The sequence below is a fragment of the Halorubrum sp. SD683 genome, from assembly GCF_002135045.1.
Taxonomy (GTDB): domain Archaea; phylum Halobacteriota; class Halobacteria; order Halobacteriales; family Haloferacaceae; genus Halorubrum; species Halorubrum ezzemoulense.
This window is the reverse complement of sequence record NZ_NEWJ01000034.1, coordinates 12,878-29,787: the sequence shown is the minus strand read 5'-3', so window position 1 is coordinate 29,787 and position 16,910 is coordinate 12,878. Positions and strand designations below refer to the sequence as shown.

The following is a 16,910-nucleotide window of genomic DNA, read 5'->3' as shown; positions in this document are numbered from 1 at the left end:
GACAACTTAGATCAGCTCTTGGTAATCAATACTTTGGAGAAGTTGACGAACTTCGGAGTGAGATCCGCTCAGCGATGAAAGAGATTGATCCGCCCGGAGTATATCAATATCTCTGTCGGTGAGTATAAACGTGGGTGTCGACCTGCGGTAGGTTAGTCTTCCCGCTCCCACCATTCATCGATTTCTTGCGCGCCGATGTCGACAGTTGCGGTGATCCCGCACGAGCAGTGGATGCCGACGGTACCGGGGTGGGTCGTGATCGGGCCCTTCTCTTGTCCACAGCCCGGGCAGTTGACGCGGAAGATCTCGCCCATACACACCGATCCGTGTGGTCCGGGAAAGTCGCTCTGCGGTCTCGCTCTTGTGTAGAGCTGCGGAAAGACGATTTGGCACTTTGAACACCTGCCTCCGTCCGGTGATCTGAGTCCCAGTTGGCTACTCAATTCGCTGCTGGGTACAACTCAACGACCCCTTTCCGCGTTTCTACATAAGAGCGAGACTGAAATCGCAGGACGGTGGGGGTGACGGGGATAGTGTTCGAGATAGCGTGAGTAATCTGTTTTAGATGGACCCCTGTGAACGTGACCAACTGATCGCCGTGAGTCGGATGAAAGAGTCTGATTTTCTAGACACGATGTCGTCAAATCACTCCGAAAAACCGCTTTGTCATCGTTGACCGGACAGAGAGCCACGTCAAGCTACGAGCACCCGACAAACGACGATGATGTCCGTGTCGTCTCCGTCCCGCAACACGACCAGATTCGAACCGGGACACTACGCACTATCGCAGGCCAGTCTGGAGCGGAGGACTTCGAGAAGTGGTGGCAGTGGATCGATCGGCAGTGCTGATAGGCCACTCAACTGGACGCTCGAAGAGATCTCGGTTGCCTCCCGCATAAAATAATTTGAGCCTATCTCGATGAGCGTCTGACTTAATCTTAAGGTTAGGGATATCCTTAGGCATAACCGTACATGGCTGATCAATTCACGGCGGCACTCGATGAGGCTGAAGAGGCCCACGCTCGGTATGCCGAGCAGTTAGGACTTATCGAGAATCGCACACCGTTCGCAGCGGAATCACTCCCTGACACGCGGGTCGCCGTACGAGTCAACGATGACCTTCTCCAGGAGGTTGCCTCGCACATCCTCACCCGCGCGGGACATGTCTCGGTGACCGACAAGCGAGGCGCTGGCAAGACCCACTTCCGAGAGCTTGTGTACGACGCGCTGAGCGAGGGCCCACGTAGCGACGAGTTCGCTATCGCCCGCATCCGCGAGGTGGAGAGCATCACCACACGCCGGCTTTACACGCGGCTGCTCGATGAACTCAATGCGTACGATGCGTTGGACATCCCCGAGACCTACCCGCGAGCGACCGACGAGGTCCGCCAGGTCGTCGAAGATGTCGCCGAGCAGTTGGAGGCGGCAGACCTCACCTGTATCGTTCAGGTGGATCAGCTCGAGGACGCAGCGCGGAACACACGTACCTTCGAGCAGCTACTCGCCGGGCTTCAGAGCATCGGTGACCTCGGCGAGACCGGGCCTGCGTTCATCCTCTTCCTGTTCGGGACTCCTGAGGCCGGCGACCGACTCGATGAGCTGCGGGAAACGCTGTCATCGCGACTAGTCGCCAAGGATCGGTCGCTCGAACGGTTCGGCTTCGCCGAGACCGAGGAACTGATTGCTCGGTGGCTGGCGTGGGCCCGCGACGAGGAGTACACTGAGGGGTATCTCTCTGATCCGTACACGGCCTCGGCGATCCGGGCGATCGTCGAGCGCTCGGATGGGACGCCGCGCTCGGTTCGCCAGGAGTGCTACCACGCCTACCGTGCTGGTGCCCAGCAGTTCGCCGCCGGCGACGGCGTCGAGATCACTGACGAGACAATCGAGACGTACGCCTAAGCTTAAGATTAAGATTAAATCAATGAGCGACAACCCAATGACGGACGCGTTCGACGCAGCGGAAGACGAACAGGACGAGACGAACGAGGGCGACACCGCCGACGACTTCGACGTCGACCGGTACCTCGACGCTCTGAACAGCGACAGCGCACCGAAGGATAAGACGGTCGGGGTCGCGGTGACGACTGAGACACATGCGTTCTACCACGAGCTCCAGAACGCTGATGAGGTTGAGGTGAACCCAGCCCAGTCGGTTCGAGACCATTTAGAGAAGCTGGCGCACCGGCACCCGAAGGTCTTCGAGCGGGCGATGCGGAAGCTTGAGATTGAGCGAGAATTCTGAAGGAGACTATTCGGGATCTCTGGCTCCGAACCAGCGTTGAATCTCTAAAATCGTCCAAAGAAAGGGATCGGCACGCTGTATAGTAGCGAGAGATGGACCCTGATTGGAGGTTGAGAGTTGAATTCGTCTGTTTACGCCTGACCCGGATGAGGTTGAGTACCCTTCGACCCTCCGTATCGCGTCGCTTCCAGCGGAGCAGGCGCAGGCGGCGGCAATCGAACGCGCCGAACAGTAGGAAGAGGGCAAGGAGGTGCCGCACGTCGTCAACTTCGAGGACCGAACTCGGCTCCGCCACCTGCTCACCAATCGACGGATGGAGCTGCTCGAAGTGGTGATGGATCACTCACCCGAGAGCATCCGCGCGCTAGCTGACCGCCTCGACCGTGACGTCCACGATGTCCACGACGACCTGTATTTCCTGGCCGAGTACGACATCATCCACTCCGAAGAGGACGGCCGCGTGAAGAAGCCGTACGTCCTACGACACGGTCCGGCTTGAGGTTGAGTTTGGCCTGCCGCGCGGCGAAGGGTCAGGGCCGTCCGCATCCGCGTAGTCGGTTTTCTGGCTCTATTGAAATCCTTAGAGAGTGATATGTTTTTGTGGTCGTGCTGAATATAGAGGATGTAGTCAGCATCTCAACGCTGTTATTTTTTTCATATATATCCTGAATCAGCTGGGAGAATTCGCTTACGAATTAATTGCGGAGATTTCTACTTCCCAATCTGTTCAAATAGACAAATTCTGATACTGAAACTCATCATTTCAGATTCAGGTGTTGTTAGAGATACCCGATACTGGGATGAGGTTCCGGATGTTTCCGCGAACCGCACGAATTCGACGGAGTATCCGCAGACTGAGCGCTGAAAACTGTGGTGGCGCGAGATGCGGGTCGGCCGCCAATTATCGTGTTCGCAAGTTTTAGTATGGGAGCCTATCACGTATGCGGTAATGACGATTTTGCCGGTGGATATGGACGTCCTCGAGGATGTCTGTCGAGATATCGCCCAAGACAACTACGGGTTCGTGTACGTCGCGGACCAGAAGTCGGATATCAAATCCGGCTACGAGAACGCGGACGTTGGAACCCTTAACGCGGGATCGCTTGCCGCAAGCGATATGCGAAAGGCGCTCTCGGAGATGTCTGCCGACGAGTTCGTCGACCTTGACCAGCTTCGAGACGGAGTGTACTACGTCGATCCCTTCGGCGTGAAGGGGAACATGAACATTACGCGAGAGTTGACGAACCTGTTCGGCCAGCGACTGGTGGTTACCGGAGAGACACTCCGCTCACGGTTCTCGCTGGCGATCGACGATCTTGAATTCTTTGTCGACGAACTCACCGAGCGCGACTACCTCCGCCGCATCACAGCGGGCAAGCGAGATTACTACACGATCGGTCCGAAGCTCAAGGAGCACGCCGACGACGTGGGGCTCGACGCGCGGCTCGAACGCGAGGCGTCGAACGGGAAGATCGCCCACAGCGACCTCGAGAGCGTCATCGACGTGAACGCCACCTCTGACGTAATCCGGTACCTCGACCGAGAGGGTTATATTGTCGATCTCAACGGTGAGTACCTCGTCGAGGAGGCGATAGACGAGTACGCGGAGTTCCTCGCGGACGAGATCGAGGAAACCGTCGAAACAGAGTTCGAGGAGTCGAACCACGCGCTGCGCGTCGGAGAGTTCGAACAGGTTGTGGAGAACGCGATCGACTCCCGGTTCGACGTGCTGTCGGCGGCGCGGAGCGTCCGGACGGATATCCTCAGGGAGACGCGGTCGACGCTCGTCGACCGCCTGGGGCTCGCCGAGGGGCCGGAGATCGTCACGGTGCAAGAGCCCTTCGACCGGCTCGTCGATGAGCGGGCGCGCCGGATCCTCGGCGAGGTGAAAGGGGAGTACGACGTGTTCGCCTCTCCGTCGGAGTTTACCGAGCGTGCCGAGGAACAGTTCGAGGAGCTCCAAGTCGCTCACGACGACCGCGTCAACGATCACGTCCGCGAGGCCGTGGTCGACCGGTACGAAACCATTGTCGCCGACGAGGAGTTCTGAAAGCCGATGGAATAATGTGGATTGGCTGATTGATACAAATTCAACGACTACCGAATGACTCGCAAATATTCCTTCGAAACGAAAACGATCAACGGCCAGCAGTTCGTTATCGCGGAGGGGCGCGGCCAGTCCTCCGAACCGATCCGCGTCCGAGCCGACTGGATCGAGAGCGACGACATGGAGGGGAAGTGGGAGGACCTGATCAAACAGATCGTCCAGCCGGAGAACATCGACCAGATTGACATCGACGAGGGGCACGGCGGGATCAACCGCCGGGAAGCCGTCGAGGCGCTCGCCGGGGCGGCTGTAGACGGGGAGACGATCGTGTCGAGCGAGCAGCAGGCCGACGTGCTCGTCGAGTATCTCGCGGATGAGGACATCGTCGACATCGAGGGCGAAGAGCTCGTGTTGTTCCGAGACCCTGACGAGGAGAGCCTCAACAGCGCGGCGCTGATGAACTGGGCAGCGCTGATGTCAGCGGTGATCGAGAGCATCGACGAGCACCTCGAACGGGTTGAGGACGCGAAAGAACGGTTTCAAGAGACTGTCGACACGCTCGAAGTCGAACAGCAGGACTCCGAGGAGCGCCTCTCGAAGACCGCACAGCGGATACAGAACCTCGGCCCCGGACAGGGTGTCCCCGATCCGGACACGCTGAGCGACGACGATCGGCAGGAGTACACCCAGCTCAAGGAGCACTACCTGTACCTCCAGGACATCGAGAAGGCAAAATCGGAGAACTTCGTCGAGAACGTGAGCGCCGGCGTCGATCAGATCGGGATGGCCATCGAGCGGCTCGAAGCCGCGCGCGAGGCGTACGACATGTTCCACAGCAACACCCGAAAGGCGGCGCTGAAGAGCTCCGTGTTCCCGGAGGAGGCGCTGGAGTTCGTGGACAACGCCGGGAGCCTGATCAACGAACTCGCCGGCCAAGAGGAGAGTCAGGCGGACGATGTTGCGGACGACGACTTCGCCGAGATGATCGAGGAGAACCACGGCGAAGTCGTTCAGGAACAGGCTGCGGAGACGGAGAATCTCGCGGAGACCGCCGAGGAGGCAGCGGGGTTCAAACGGTAGGATGTACGCCTTATCGTTCATCGAGGCGTTCAGGACCGTCGACAGCGCCGTCGAGCGCGCACTCTCGCTCGACACCTACCGCCGGACGAACCGGGTCCGCCAGATCCGGTCCGAGGCGGTGGCGGCGGTGGACGACATCGCCGAACTGGCGACGGTCGCTGTGACCGGCACGGAGTTGTCGGGATACGAGCGGTGGGAGACCGACGACACCGTCGAATCGATCGTCGAGGCCCAGATCGCGGACCGGGACGATCTCAACCTCGACGCCGAGGCCGTCGATCGCGCCGTGAGCGACGGCCGCCTCGTCGAGAAGGACGGGACAGTCCTCGTTCCGCTGACCGAGGGGACTGGACCGATTCGAAACTGGTGGCTCCTCGCGGACGAGTTGCGCGACTGGCTCACGGAGCTGATCGACGACGCACGGCGGCTCCACCGCCGGGCCGACGCCGGTGGGTCTGACCTCGTCGAGACCGCGTTCTGGACGCTTCTGGACCGGCTTATTGCGCTCCGGGAGCTGTTGGACGAGGCGCTGACGATGGGCGAGTTCGTATACCGGTCGACCCGGCGGGACACGTTCGAGATGCTCACCGATATCGGTTGGATCGCGGGAACGATCACGGAGCGAACCCATGCTTAACATCAAGCCGATCGCGCTGTCGCGACAGCCGACCTCGCACGTCAAGATCGGCGACTCGAAGATCAGCGCGTCGACCGAGGTCGTACAGCTGAAACACAAGGGGGTCGGCGCGTACTTTTACGTCAACACCGTCGACGACCTTTTCAACGACATCGGAAACGAGGTCCGCGTCCACGAGAACATCGAGCGGCTGTTCGGCGGGTTCGATCGGAGCCGCGACTTCCTCGTCGACACCGATGTCTCGATCGCGGAGGTCCCCGACTGTTCGTCTGTCTCGATCCACGCGGCGACCGACGAGGGGGAACTGGAGACGTTTCTTCGCGAAAGCAACTACCTCCTCCACCCGATCGAAGAAGCGGTCGAACGCGGTGACCGCCTCGAGACGTTCGACCCGGTCGAGATCGAACCGTCGGGGTACAACACTGTTCGGGTAACCGGCGAGACCGAGATCGAGTTCGTCGACACCGGCGAGTACCGAGAGCGGAAGGCGATGTCCGACTCCCGGTCAAAGGGACCGGGCACGGGCGGCCAAGGCCCCGGCGGGCAGGGGGAGGACGACGAGGCAGTTCAGGTGTCGCTCGAACCGAAGAAGCCGACGGTCAGCTTCGGGGAGGACGTGGCCGGGCTACCGGAGGTGAAGCGCACGGCGGAGAACCTGCTGGCGCTGTTTGACCCCGACGTGCGCGACGAGGTCGTCGACCGCTACGGCGACGAGTTCGCCTCGCGCGGCAACAGCATGCTGCTGTACGGCCCCCCCGGTTGCGGGAAGACGCTCGTCTCGGAAGCGATCGCCTACGAGGCAAAGTATAACTCGAATATCGAGGAGAGCTACGGCGAGGTGAAGTTCCTCGAGATCAAGGGCAGCGACGTGCTCTCGAAGTACTCCGGGGAGTCGGAGAAGCGCGTGGAAGCGATCTTCGAGAAGGCGCACGGGATCGCGCAGGACGGGTTCGCTGTCCTCTTTTTCGACGAGGTCGACACGCTGATCCCCGACCGCGGCGACGACTCGCTCCAGCGCCACGAGCGCTCGCTGACCAACGCGTTCCTGCAGGAGATGAACGAGATCGAGGACAACTTGCTGGTGATCGGCGCGACGAACATGCCGTTCACCATCGACCCGGCCGCCACCCGCCGGTTCCCGATCCAGCAGTTCATCCCGCAGCCGGAGACGGAGGTGATGGCGCAGGTGTGGCGGAAACACCTCGCGTCGATGCACGAGACCGACGGGATCGACTACGACCGGCTCGGCGAGCTATCGACCGGGTACACCCCGGCAGAGATCGCCGACCGCGTGCTGGGCAGCGAGCTCCAGCGCGAGTTCGTTGAGAGCGTCCACCTCCCGGATCGGGAGCCGATCGAGCCGACGACCGACTACTTCGCGGACCGGCTCGGGGAGACCGAACCCAAGACGGTCCGGCAGTACGTCGCCAGCGTCCGGACCCAGATCGACGACCTCGAAGGGTACCCGGAGTTGCGGCGGTACGTCGAGGAGCAGGCCGAGCGGCTGGAGAGGCGGCTGGGCAACGAACCCTCGTCGCTCGAACAGCTCTTCGGCGGGGACGGAGACGGAAGCGCCGACGAGGGAGACGACGGAAGCGGGGGGGGCGACGGCGGTACGGGAGACGGCGACGGCGGGCCGACGCCCGGAGGCGAGGGCGTCGGGGGGGACCCCGCGCCTGAAGGCCCCGCTGGGGCGGAGGTCGGAGGTGACGGCCGTGAGTGACGGCTACCGACAGGTCGGTTCCTTCGAGAGCGATCCCCCGTCTGCGGTCGGGGTCGGACGCGACGTGATCGCGTTCGGACTCGGCGACCGGGTCACGCTGGTCTCCGGCCGGGAGCGGACCGCGATCGACCACGGCGATCCGATACTCGATTTGGCGGTGGCGGACCGCCTGCTCGTCCTCTCGCAGGAGACGCTCACGGCGTACTCCCTCGACGGCGACCGGGTGTGGAGCCACGACGCGGGAGACGCGTACGCCGTGGCCGGCGCCGAGTCCCGGGAGTGCTGCGGGCTCCTCGCCCCCGACGCCCTCCGGTTCGTCGAGGTCACGGGCGGCCGCGAACGGTTCGCGGTCGACCGGACCCGGCCGGGGACGCCAGACGACGCCTTCCTCGCGACGCCGACCGGCTTCCTAGTCGCGACGTGGTCGTTCCTCACCGCGGTGGACGGCGACGGAGAGGTCGCCTTCGACCGGGACCTCTCGGCGGTCGTCCGGAGCGTCGGCGTCTGCGACGGGACCGTGGTCGCGGCCCTCCAGAGCGACCGCCTCGTCGGTCTCGACCGCGGGAGCGGCGAGGACCGCTGGCGCACGGAGCTGGACGCCCGACAGGTCGCGCCGGTCGGCAAGGGGTCGGTGCTGGTCAGCGCGGCCGACGGCGTGCTCGACGTGGCGGCCGACGGGGCGACCGAGACGGTCCCCGACCTCCCGACCGGCGACGTGTACGCCTCCGGCGACGGGGCGATCGTCTGTTCGGTACGCGACGGGACGATCGCGACGTACGTCCCCGACCGCGACCGGATCGACGTTGCGGTCCTCACCGATTCCGTCGGGGTCGGCGGCACGGTCGACGTGGAGGTGTCGAATCCGACCGAGCAGGAGCGGACGGTCGACCTCTCGCTCGACGTGGACGGATGTTCGCTCTCGCCCGCCGAGCGAACTGTGACGGTCGACGGCGAGGACTCCGCGGTCACCGACTTCCCAGTCGCGTCGGTCCAGCGGGAGGGACGTGCGGACGCGATCGTCGCGGCCGACGGCGACGAGGCCGGGCGCGGGACCGTCGAGGTTGAGGACGCGGCGAGCGGCGGACTGGCGGTCGAGACGGCCCTACACGCGGCGCGGATCGACGACGGCGTCGCCGAGATCGGGGTGACGGTCGAGAACGTCGGGGGCGTCCCCCTCGACGCGGTCCGGCTGCTTGAGGCCGGCACCGAGGCCACCGACATCGCGCCGGGCGAGGCGTGGGAGGGAACGGTCACGCGGCCGTACGAGCCTGAAACGCGGGTCTCCGTCGGGCTCGAGGTGACGCGCGGCGACCGCCGCCGGGAGTACGCCCCCACGTGTACGCTCCCGTCGCGGCCGACGATCGACGCGGCGGTCGAGCGCGACGCACTACGGGCGACCGTGGCCGTCGCTGACGGCGTTCCGGTCGAAGACCGGCTCGTGGTGGAGATGCCGGGCGCCGGCCGCGTTCGGTCTCCGGTGACGATCGACGGCGACGAACTGCTGCTCCTCGTCCCGCAGTACGAGTCGGGGGTCGCCCGGATCGCGCTCGACGCGCTCGACGCCGAGGAACGCGTCCGCGTCCCCGGGAACGGGACGTTCACGACGCCCTCGTCGGCCGGCGGCCGCGACCGGTCGAGGTCGTCCCGCGAAACCGGAGCGACGAGCCGGTCGCCGAACTCGACCGAGTCGGGCGAGACGACGACCTCAGACCAGTCGACCGCTTCGGGGGATTCGACGGGTGACCCGTCGGAGACCGCTTCGTCCAGCGCTCGTGGCTCGGAGCGGAGTCGGTCGGACGAGGCGGCGGAGAGGGGGTCGGGTCGTGATACGGAGGAAACCGCGTCCGGGGACCGAACGGAGTCCTCGGTCGGAGCTCCGACGGAAGGTCGGTCGGAGAGCGGGACCGGGGGCGGACCGTCCCTCTCGGCGACGCGACGCGCTCCGGACCGCGCCCCCGGGATCGGCCACGCGGTCCGCGATCGGATCGTCGTCGAGAACGAGGGCGAGCCGGCCGAGTCGGTCGAGATCGCCCTCGACGACGGAGAGAGACTCTCTCTCGCCCGCCTCGACCGCGGTGCGACCGCGCCGGTCGACCGGTTCGTCGCCGCGGGCGAGGCGGGCGAACTCACTCTCCCGTCGGCCGCGGTCGAGGTGAGCGGGACGGTCGTCAGCGAGGTCGACGCCCGGCAGCTCTCGGTGAGCGACGACGCGGTCGGCGTGCTGGCGACGGTCGATCCGGACGACGGGGCACTCACGGCCGTGGTCGAGAACGGGACCGACCGGGAGTGTCGCGTGACCGGCGTCGACCCCGGACCGGACGGCGGTCGGGCGTCGCTCTCGACCGCGGTCGACGCTGGCGCGAGCGGAACCGTCTCGGCGACGGTCGGCGAGCGCCCCGCGCCCGGGGACGCCGTCCCCGTCTCCTTCTGGGTCGAGTCGGACGACGAGGAGCGTCGGATCGACGTGTTGGCGGCGGCCGACGGCGACGCGGCGGGTACCAGTGCCGACGGCCGGCCGGCGCTGACACCCAGCATCAGTTCGGACACCCAGGTCGCGGGCGAGTACAGTTCTGTCGTGCTCGTGTTCGAGAACGACGGCGACGAACCGCTGACGGACGTCTCGGTGGTCGCCGACGGGGACCCGATCGACTCGATGTTCTACTCGCCCGCCCGCCGTGAGCGCGTCGAGCCGGGCGATCGGATCGAGCACTACGTCGACCTTGAGTCCGGGTACACGAAGCCCGGCTTCGAGGCCACCGTCTCGTACGCGGTCGACGGGACCGAGCAGGAGTACGTCGCCCGCGCCGCCGGTCCCGCCGCGGACGACGAGTCCGCGTGGACCGCCGACCTCCTCGCCGCGTGGTCGATCGACCGGATCGACGCCGCGACGCCGTCGCCCGAGTTCTCCTCGCGGCTCTCGACGCCGCCGCGGAGCGAGAACTGACGGCGTCGCGAAGGCAATCTGCTAAAAAATCCTCGGAGAGCGCTCCTGAAGCTACACGAGGAAGTCGCCGCTTACCGATTCCTGCGTGTCGCGGACGTACCAGAACATCCGCCTCGCGGTTCGGACGGTCAGTCCGACCGCGACCAGCGCGTAGGCCCCGATCGCGCCGAAGAGAGAGTATCGTGCGATCCCGAGCGCAGCGGTCCGCGACTCGTACTCGGCCGTGACCTCCTCGGCGCGAGTGGTCTCGCCCGCGCTCTCAAACGCGCTGATCGCCTCTTGGTAGGTGTCGTCGATCGACGCCGTGCCCGCCATGAACGCGTCGTAGTCCGCCGGGTTCAACAGGAGCGGCTGGCCGAGAACGACGACGAACTGGTCGTCTTCCATCTCGCTCCACGTACTCTCGGCCTCCTGTACCGCCTGTTCGCCGGTCGAGACGGAGTCGGAGTAGCTGTTGAACGCCTCTTCCGCGTCGTTTTCGAGCTGGTTTGCGCGCTGCTCGTCGCCCTGTAGGAGTGCGATCCGCGCGAGCTGGCGCTGCGTGGTCGCCTCCTCGATCAGCGACATCTCGCCCGATTCGAGCCGGTCCTCGTAGTAGGCCCGTTGTTCCTGAATGAGTCGGTCGAGGTCGCCCTCCGCGTCGGACCGGGCAGTATTCGCGAGCCCGCGCAGCTCGCCGTTTTCGAGCCGCTCGGCCTGTAACCCCATCGTGTTGTACGCGGCAGCCGAGCGGATGATCGCGGACTGGGCCTCGGTGTGCTCGCCGTTCTCCAGGTGACTGTCGGCCTCCTCGATCGCCTCGGAGTACAGCGTCGCCGCCTCGCCGAAGGTCAGCACGGTTGATATCTCCTGATTGGCGCTCTCTCCGCTCCGGAGGCGCTCGTCCATCCTGTCGACGAGTTCGAGGGTACTGTCGGCGACGGCCGTGTCGTACTCGGAGAGCTCGTTCTGGATCGGTTCGAGATCGAGCGGAACCGGCGAGGCCGTGACCGTGATGCTCGCGTCGTCGCCGTCACCGTCGACGTCGTACTCCCACTCGTAGCTCTCGCCGAGCTCCGCGCTCGTGTCGAACTCCAGCGAGAACGAGGCGTCTTCGCTGCCGCCCGCACTCACCGAACTCGGTGCGCTCTCCAGCGTGAGCCACTCCTCCGGTCCGTTAGTGAGGGTCGTTTCGATGTCGTTGACATCGTTGTAGCCGAGTTCCTCGCTGATCGTCACGGTCCGGCTGTTGGCCTCGCCGATCGCCACGTCGCCGATGTCGGTGTCGTCGGCGACGAGGCGCGTCTCGTGGACGATTTCGAAGCTCTCGTCGAGACTCGCATCGTCACCGTCGAATCCCGGCGTGTCCACGGTCGCGGAGATGTCGTAGGACCCCTCTGGAAGGTCTCGGTCGGCAGTAACTCGGAGGGCGGCCTCCTCGGTCGACTGCCCGTCGATTTCGTTCGGCGTACTCGAGGCCGTCACGGAGACGCCCGCGTCGGACGAGGACGCCGAGACGCTATCGACCTCGATCGGGGTGTCCCCGTCGTTGGGGATCTCTAGGTCGATCGTTCGGGTCAGCGTGTCGCCCTCGTCCCGCGGCTCGTCGAACCTGAACTCGTCGTCGTCGAGCGCCAGCTCGCCGAAGTAGCCGGGGTAGATGACGCGGGCCTCGACGTCGACCTCGCGGGTCGCGTCGGGGTACCGCGAGTCCGACAGCTCGACGGTCCACTCGAGGTCCTCGTGTTGCGGCGCGTTCGAGTCCGGAGTCACCGTCCAGTCGACGGTCCCGCTGCTTCCGCTGACGGAGAAGCCGCCGGAGAAGTCGAGCGTCGCGTCCTGATCGCCGCGCACTTGGGTGATTTCGACTCCGTCGAGCGACCCGTCGCCGCTAACCTCCTCGACGGTGACCTCGCCGGAGCCCCCCTCGCCGACGAGCACGTTGCCGAGATCGAGCGGCTCGTCCTCGAAGCCGGCGAGCGGCGGGGTGTTAACCGTCAAGTAGAACTCGAACGGCTCGCCGTTGACGTTCCCGGAGACGGTGCCGCTCTCGGCGCCGAAGCCAGCGCTGATGTCGAGCGGGACGTCGGTTGTCGTCCCCGGCGCGAGATACGTGTCGGCGCCAGATACCGATACGCCGGACGGCTCGCCTGTGATCGTCACGTCGGCGTTCGTCCCGTTCTGGCCGCTGTTAGTCACCTGAATGTCGTGGGTGTCCGTCTGGCCGTCCGTCTGGACGTCCATCGTGTAGTCGCTCGCCTGTACATCCGAGACGTTGGCCGCTCCGACGGCAGGCACGGCGAGTAGGCCGAGCGCGACTGCCACAACGAGAGCGGCAGAGAGCCGCTTAGACATCGTTTTCACCTCCGGAGACGATCGACCCGATCTGGGCCATCTCGTAGGTCCGCCGCCAGAGGAAGATCCGGCTGAGTACTGCCGTGCCGATCAGCCCGACGACGAGCCCGTATCCGACGAGGATCGAGACGGACGCAACCGCGAGAGAGAACCGCGTGTCACCCACGTCGCTTGCGAGCGCCCTCAGATCGGCTGTACGGTCGTCGAGGCCGTTCTCATTCGCGTCCGCCTGCGCTGCCTGTACATCCGAGAGCGCCTCCTGAGATGCCTGATAGCGCTCGAAGGTTCGAACAGGGTTGGCGCTGCCGCCGACTGCGCCGGCGACGGTGTCGCAGTTGAGACACTGATCGAGGAGGGTGCCGGCGGTCGCCTCCGCCTCGTCCATCCGCTCCACCGCGGCATCGTACTCGGCCGAGAGCTGTTCGGCCTGTAGGTTGAACTCCGAGGCCTCGTTCGGCCGGTTCGCACGCTCGTAAGCGGTCGCGGTCATGGAGAGCAGCTCGATCCGGTCCGGCGTCCGCTCGGCGGACGACGCCTGATCACGGAGGCCGTCGCCGAGGCTCGCGTAGAAGCGAGTCACCGCGAGACCCGCGAGCGTCGCCTGAGTCTCCTCGTACGACTCCAGCTCGTCGATCTCGACCTCGGCCTCCTCGGCCGCGGCGAGACTCGCCTCGTACTCGCCGGCGTCGGCGCGCTCGTACGCGCGTTCGAACGCCACCATCGTGTTAAGCACCGCGGCGAACTCGGCGCGGTCGGCGTCGTCGAGCGTTCCCACCTCCTGTGCGCGAGAGACGGCGAACGTTCGCATCGTCTCGAACTCCTCGTACTCCTGATACGCTTCGGTCCCTTCCATCGCGCGGAACGTCTCGAAGTACTCGTTCGCGGTCTCGGGGTCCTCCTGTGCGGCCGCCGTCCCGGCTCCCCCCGCTGCGACCGTCGCGAGGACGAGTAAGGCGGCGAGCGCGCAGGCGGCCGCCGTCCGAGTCGTCCGTGTGCGTGTTGTGCGTGGTTTTGTCATGTCAGAACACCGTTCGTGTGAGCCGCTCGCGGAGGGTGTCGTGCTCGAACAGCTCCTCGACAGCGTCGAGCAGCAGCAGGGACGTGTAGCCGATCGCGACCGCCTCGGGACCGCGGTCGGACTCGCGCGTCAGCTCCCACGCGCGCTGTTGGATCTCTCTTGCCGGCGCGATCTCCGAGAGCTCGCCGCGCCGGTCCTCGATGAGGCCGTCGACCGCCTCGTAGCGCTGTTTCACCTCGCGGCGCTGCGCGCCCGAGTCGGATTCGAGCCGGTCGAGCAGCTCCGCGAGCTCGAAGGAGCCGCTCCATCGAACGTCCGCGTCGGGCATGTCGGCGCAGGCCGCGAACAGGTCGACGTTACGCTTCGTCGTCATCCCCTCGGAGATGGCGTCCGCCGCTCGCTCGGCCGCCGCGAGGATCCCGTCAACCGCGTCGCCGGGATCGGTCTCGCGGCCGACGAACTCGTGGCCGGCGTCGGGCACCGACTCGGCGGCGTCGAGCATCGACTCGACGACGGAGGCGTAGTACCGCGGAATCGTCCCGTCGCGGCCGCCGCCCTCCAAGACCGACCGAACGTCGTTCCGGACGCGGTCGATCCGGTCCCGACGGTCGGCGTCGAGCCGCCACGTGAACCGGGCGTCGACGGTCGCCCGCGCGGTTCCGGACTCGTTCACGGTGACCATCGTTTCGGTCCCTTGGTACGTCCCGTCCGCGTCCGTGAGGGTGACCTCGACGCGGTATCGGCCGATCGGCAACGTCCGCTCGTCGAGCGTTCCGTCGGCGTCGGTTGTGACCGTCTCGACGTCGAAGCGGTCGGAGAGGAACTCGTCGTCAGGGACGATCCGGAACGGAACCGCCCCGGCGGCCGTGCCGTCGACGGTGGCCGCCCCCCGAAGCCGTCCGGTCCGGCGATCGAGTTCGATGGTGTGGCTCGCGTTCTGTCGGAAGCGGACGCGCTCGGTCGCGTCCGCGTACCGCTCGTGGGACACCTCGATCTCGGCGTCGGTCGCGTCCTCCGGCGGGTCGATCGTGACCGCGCCGTTCCGGTCTGTCGTCCCCGAGATTCCGTCGCCGCTGATCGTCGCGTCCGCGACGGGTTCCCCGTCGACCGCGTCAACCACGTTGAGCGTCGCTTCGACCGGGATAGTCAGCGTCGCCGCCGGCTCGTTCGCGTTGACCGTCTCGACGTCCGAGTGCGCGGAGCCGTGCTGCGCGTACATCTCCCAGCTTCCGGCGCCGGGCAGCTGGACCGTCCCGCGACCGCCCCGCACCGTCACGGGGTCGTACCGGTCCCGCCCTCCGGGCTCGCGGTAGTGGACGGTGACGTCGCCGCGGAAGCGGTCGGAACCGTCGGTGACGGTCACCTCGGCGGCGAACGGTCCGGACGCCGCAACGGCTCCGCTCTCGGCCAGCATCTGGTGTCCGACAGCGGTGCCGACCGTCCCGAGAACGACTCCGGCGTAGCTGACGAGATTGACGAGATCGGTTCCGAACAGGCCCGGGGCGAACACCACGAGCACCCCTACCGCCGCGATCCCCGCCAGCCCGAAGCTGATCACGCCGATGAGCGCCGTGTTCACGAGGTCCGGATCGCTCTGGCTCCGGTGACCGATCACGGCACCGGGCAGCACACCGACGCCGAACGGGACGAAGAACGCGAGAAGCACGGAGAGCATCCCGCCGTGGCCGTCTATCACCCCGGCACCCCCGCTCTCCGCCCCATCGGACCCCCGGTCGAGCGTCGCCGTCACGTCGCCGGCGGCGGTCGACAGCAGCAGCGTCTCCGCGCCGCTCAGGTCGGTGCCGTCGAGGGCCAAGCGGCCGTCGGCGGCGATCGAACCCTCGATACCGGCGTACGTCGATCCGTCGTCGGTCCCGACGAGGACACCGTCGACGGCGAGTCCCGCGAGCGACCGGTCGAAGACGAGGCTCTCGTCGTCGACGGTCGCAGCGCCGACTTCCGGCGGCCCGGGGTACGCGAGCGGATTACCCTCGGTGTAGTTTGCGAGTTCGGTCCCGTCGGCGGTCGACACGCGGATCGCGGTGTCGTCAGCCGACAGCCCCGGCAGTTCGAGGTAGCCGTCCTGGGTCTCGGCTGCGGTGGCGGTGTACCGGACGTCCTGACCATCGGTGCTCGCATCGACCGCGTACGTCTCGTCGGGCTCGAACAGCGGGTGCCAGAGCGCGAACCCGCCCCGCGTCGAGCGCAGGTCGGGAGCGATCGACGGGTCGTCGATCACCGGGCCGGCGCTCGACAGCACCTCGAGTTCGAGCGTCTCCCGCGAGTCTCCGACCGCGGCAAGCAGCTCGCCGCGGTCGACGACGAGCTGGGTCGCGTTCGCTCGGACCGTCCCCGTCACGTCGGCGGTCTCGTTTCCGTCGAGGTCGACCTCGACCTCGACGTCGTCTTCGGCGGGGAAACCGGTCGTTCCGGCGGCGTCCAGCGGGACGTAGAGCCGCTCCGTCGCGTTGTCGCCCTCGCCTTCGGTGTCGGTCCACGCCGGGCGGTCGTCCGCGAACGCGACCGCGTGGAGGGGCACCGACGTGTCGTTCGCCAGCTGTACGTCCGTGGCGTTCTCGCCGGCCGGATCGACGGTAACGGTCACGTTCGCAGTCCGTAGGTCGGTGCCGTTGACGGTCCCTTCGTCGGGGTTAGTGACATCGATCAGGACCTCGCCGTCCTCGTTCGTATCGTTCACTGTATCCGCGCTGTAGGTGATGTCGGAATCGATCACCGCGACGGTGACCGTCTCCGGATCGTCGACGCTGGAGACGTTGACGACGAGGTCGCTCCCCTCGCGTTCGAGGGTGTCGTCGGCCGAGGCGACGCCGGGAGCGAACCCGACAGCGACGAGGCCGACGAGGAGCAACGAGACGGCCACG

11 protein-coding genes and 2 pseudogenes are annotated in these 16,910 nt (G+C 65.9%); 9 read left to right on the top strand and 4 right to left on the bottom strand.

The features are described from left to right. Window positions 1–122: pseudogene (locus B9G49_RS16260) on the top strand (IS630 family transposase); the annotation flags it as partial. A 30-nt stretch (window positions 123–152) separates the two neighbouring features. Here the strand turns inward: B9G49_RS16260 and B9G49_RS16550 are convergent. Further along, the gene (locus B9G49_RS16550; protein WP_158093610.1) at window positions 153–314 is read right to left on the bottom strand and encodes a hypothetical protein; all 162 of its coding nucleotides are present in this window, start codon (window positions 312–314) and stop codon (window positions 153–155) included. Window positions 315–972: 658 nt separating this feature from the next. Between B9G49_RS16550 and B9G49_RS09945 the strand changes: the two genes are divergently transcribed. From B9G49_RS09945 to B9G49_RS09910, 8 genes and pseudogenes are all read left to right on the top strand, one after another. After that, window positions 973–1,902 carry a hypothetical protein gene (locus tag B9G49_RS09945; protein ID WP_086216254.1) on the top strand — a complete coding sequence of 310 codons (930 nt, stop codon included), beginning with the start codon at window positions 973–975 and terminating at the stop codon, window positions 1,900–1,902. A gap of 37 nt (window positions 1,903–1,939) precedes the next feature. Then, complete coding sequence (locus tag B9G49_RS09940) at window positions 1,940–2,245, top strand: hypothetical protein (protein WP_086216253.1); 306 nt, start codon at window positions 1,940–1,942, stop codon at window positions 2,243–2,245. A 121-nt stretch (window positions 2,246–2,366) separates the two neighbouring features. Beyond that, window positions 2,367–2,799, top strand: a pseudogene (locus B9G49_RS17240) (transcriptional regulator). Window positions 2,800–3,194: 395 nt separating this feature from the next. Next, complete coding sequence (locus tag B9G49_RS09930) at window positions 3,195–4,295, top strand: hypothetical protein (RefSeq protein ID WP_086216252.1); 1,101 nt, start codon at window positions 3,195–3,197, stop codon at window positions 4,293–4,295. A 54-nt stretch (window positions 4,296–4,349) separates the two neighbouring features. Continuing rightward, a complete protein-coding gene (locus tag B9G49_RS09925) occupies window positions 4,350–5,372 on the top strand; it encodes a hypothetical protein (RefSeq protein ID WP_086216251.1) in 1,023 nt (340 codons plus the stop codon). Window position 5,373: 1 nt separating this feature from the next. Beyond that, entirely contained in the window at window positions 5,374–6,009 is a 636-nt protein-coding gene (locus B9G49_RS09920; RefSeq protein ID WP_086216250.1) for a hypothetical protein, read from the top strand. Then, window positions 6,002–7,732: an ATP-binding protein gene (locus B9G49_RS09915; RefSeq protein ID WP_086216249.1), complete on the top strand. Its 1,731-nt coding sequence runs from the start codon at window positions 6,002–6,004 to the stop codon at window positions 7,730–7,732. The genes B9G49_RS09920 and B9G49_RS09915 overlap by 8 nt, the downstream gene beginning before the upstream one ends. After that, entirely contained in the window at window positions 7,725–10,676 is a 2,952-nt protein-coding gene (locus B9G49_RS09910; RefSeq protein ID WP_198943828.1) for a hypothetical protein, read from the top strand. The genes B9G49_RS09915 and B9G49_RS09910 overlap by 8 nt, the downstream gene beginning before the upstream one ends. Window positions 10,677–10,727: 51 nt before the next feature. Here the strand turns inward: B9G49_RS09910 and B9G49_RS09905 are convergent, their stop codons facing one another. The 3 genes from B9G49_RS09905 to B9G49_RS09895 are packed head-to-tail and all read right to left on the bottom strand — an operon-like array spanning window position 10,728 to window position 16,909. Continuing rightward, entirely contained in the window at window positions 10,728–12,953 is a 2,226-nt protein-coding gene (locus B9G49_RS09905; protein WP_233125188.1) for a hypothetical protein, read from the bottom strand. A gap of 49 nt (window positions 12,954–13,002) precedes the next feature. After that, window positions 13,003–14,028 carry a hypothetical protein gene (locus B9G49_RS09900; protein ID WP_086216248.1) on the bottom strand — a complete coding sequence of 342 codons (1,026 nt, stop codon included), beginning with the start codon at window positions 14,026–14,028 and terminating at the stop codon, window positions 13,003–13,005. A 1-nt stretch (window position 14,029) separates the two neighbouring features. Next, the gene (locus tag B9G49_RS09895) at window positions 14,030–16,909 is read right to left on the bottom strand and encodes a hypothetical protein (protein WP_086216247.1); all 2,880 of its coding nucleotides are present in this window, start codon (window positions 16,907–16,909) and stop codon (window positions 14,030–14,032) included. Window position 16,910 lies beyond the last annotated feature (1 nt).

Excerpts from the sequence above, each read along its gene's own strand:
- B9G49_RS16550 (WP_158093610.1), bottom strand. The coding sequence starts at position 314 with ATGGGCGAGATCTTCCGCGTCAACTGCCCGGGCTGTGGACAAGAGAAG.
- B9G49_RS09945 (WP_086216254.1), top strand. The coding sequence starts at position 973 with ATGGCTGATCAATTCACGGCGGCACTCGATGAGGCTGAAGAGGCCCAC.
- B9G49_RS09940 (WP_086216253.1), top strand. The coding sequence starts at position 1,940 with ATGACGGACGCGTTCGACGCAGCGGAAGACGAACAGGACGAGACGAAC.
- B9G49_RS09930 (WP_086216252.1), top strand. The coding sequence starts at position 3,195 with ATGACGATTTTGCCGGTGGATATGGACGTCCTCGAGGATGTCTGTCGA.
- B9G49_RS09925 (WP_086216251.1), top strand. The coding sequence starts at position 4,350 with ATGACTCGCAAATATTCCTTCGAAACGAAAACGATCAACGGCCAGCAG.
- B9G49_RS09920 (WP_086216250.1), top strand. The coding sequence starts at position 5,374 with ATGTACGCCTTATCGTTCATCGAGGCGTTCAGGACCGTCGACAGCGCC.
- B9G49_RS09915 (WP_086216249.1), top strand. The coding sequence starts at position 6,002 with ATGCTTAACATCAAGCCGATCGCGCTGTCGCGACAGCCGACCTCGCAC.
- B9G49_RS09900 (WP_086216248.1), bottom strand. The coding sequence starts at position 14,028 with ATGACAAAACCACGCACAACACGCACACGGACGACTCGGACGGCGGCC.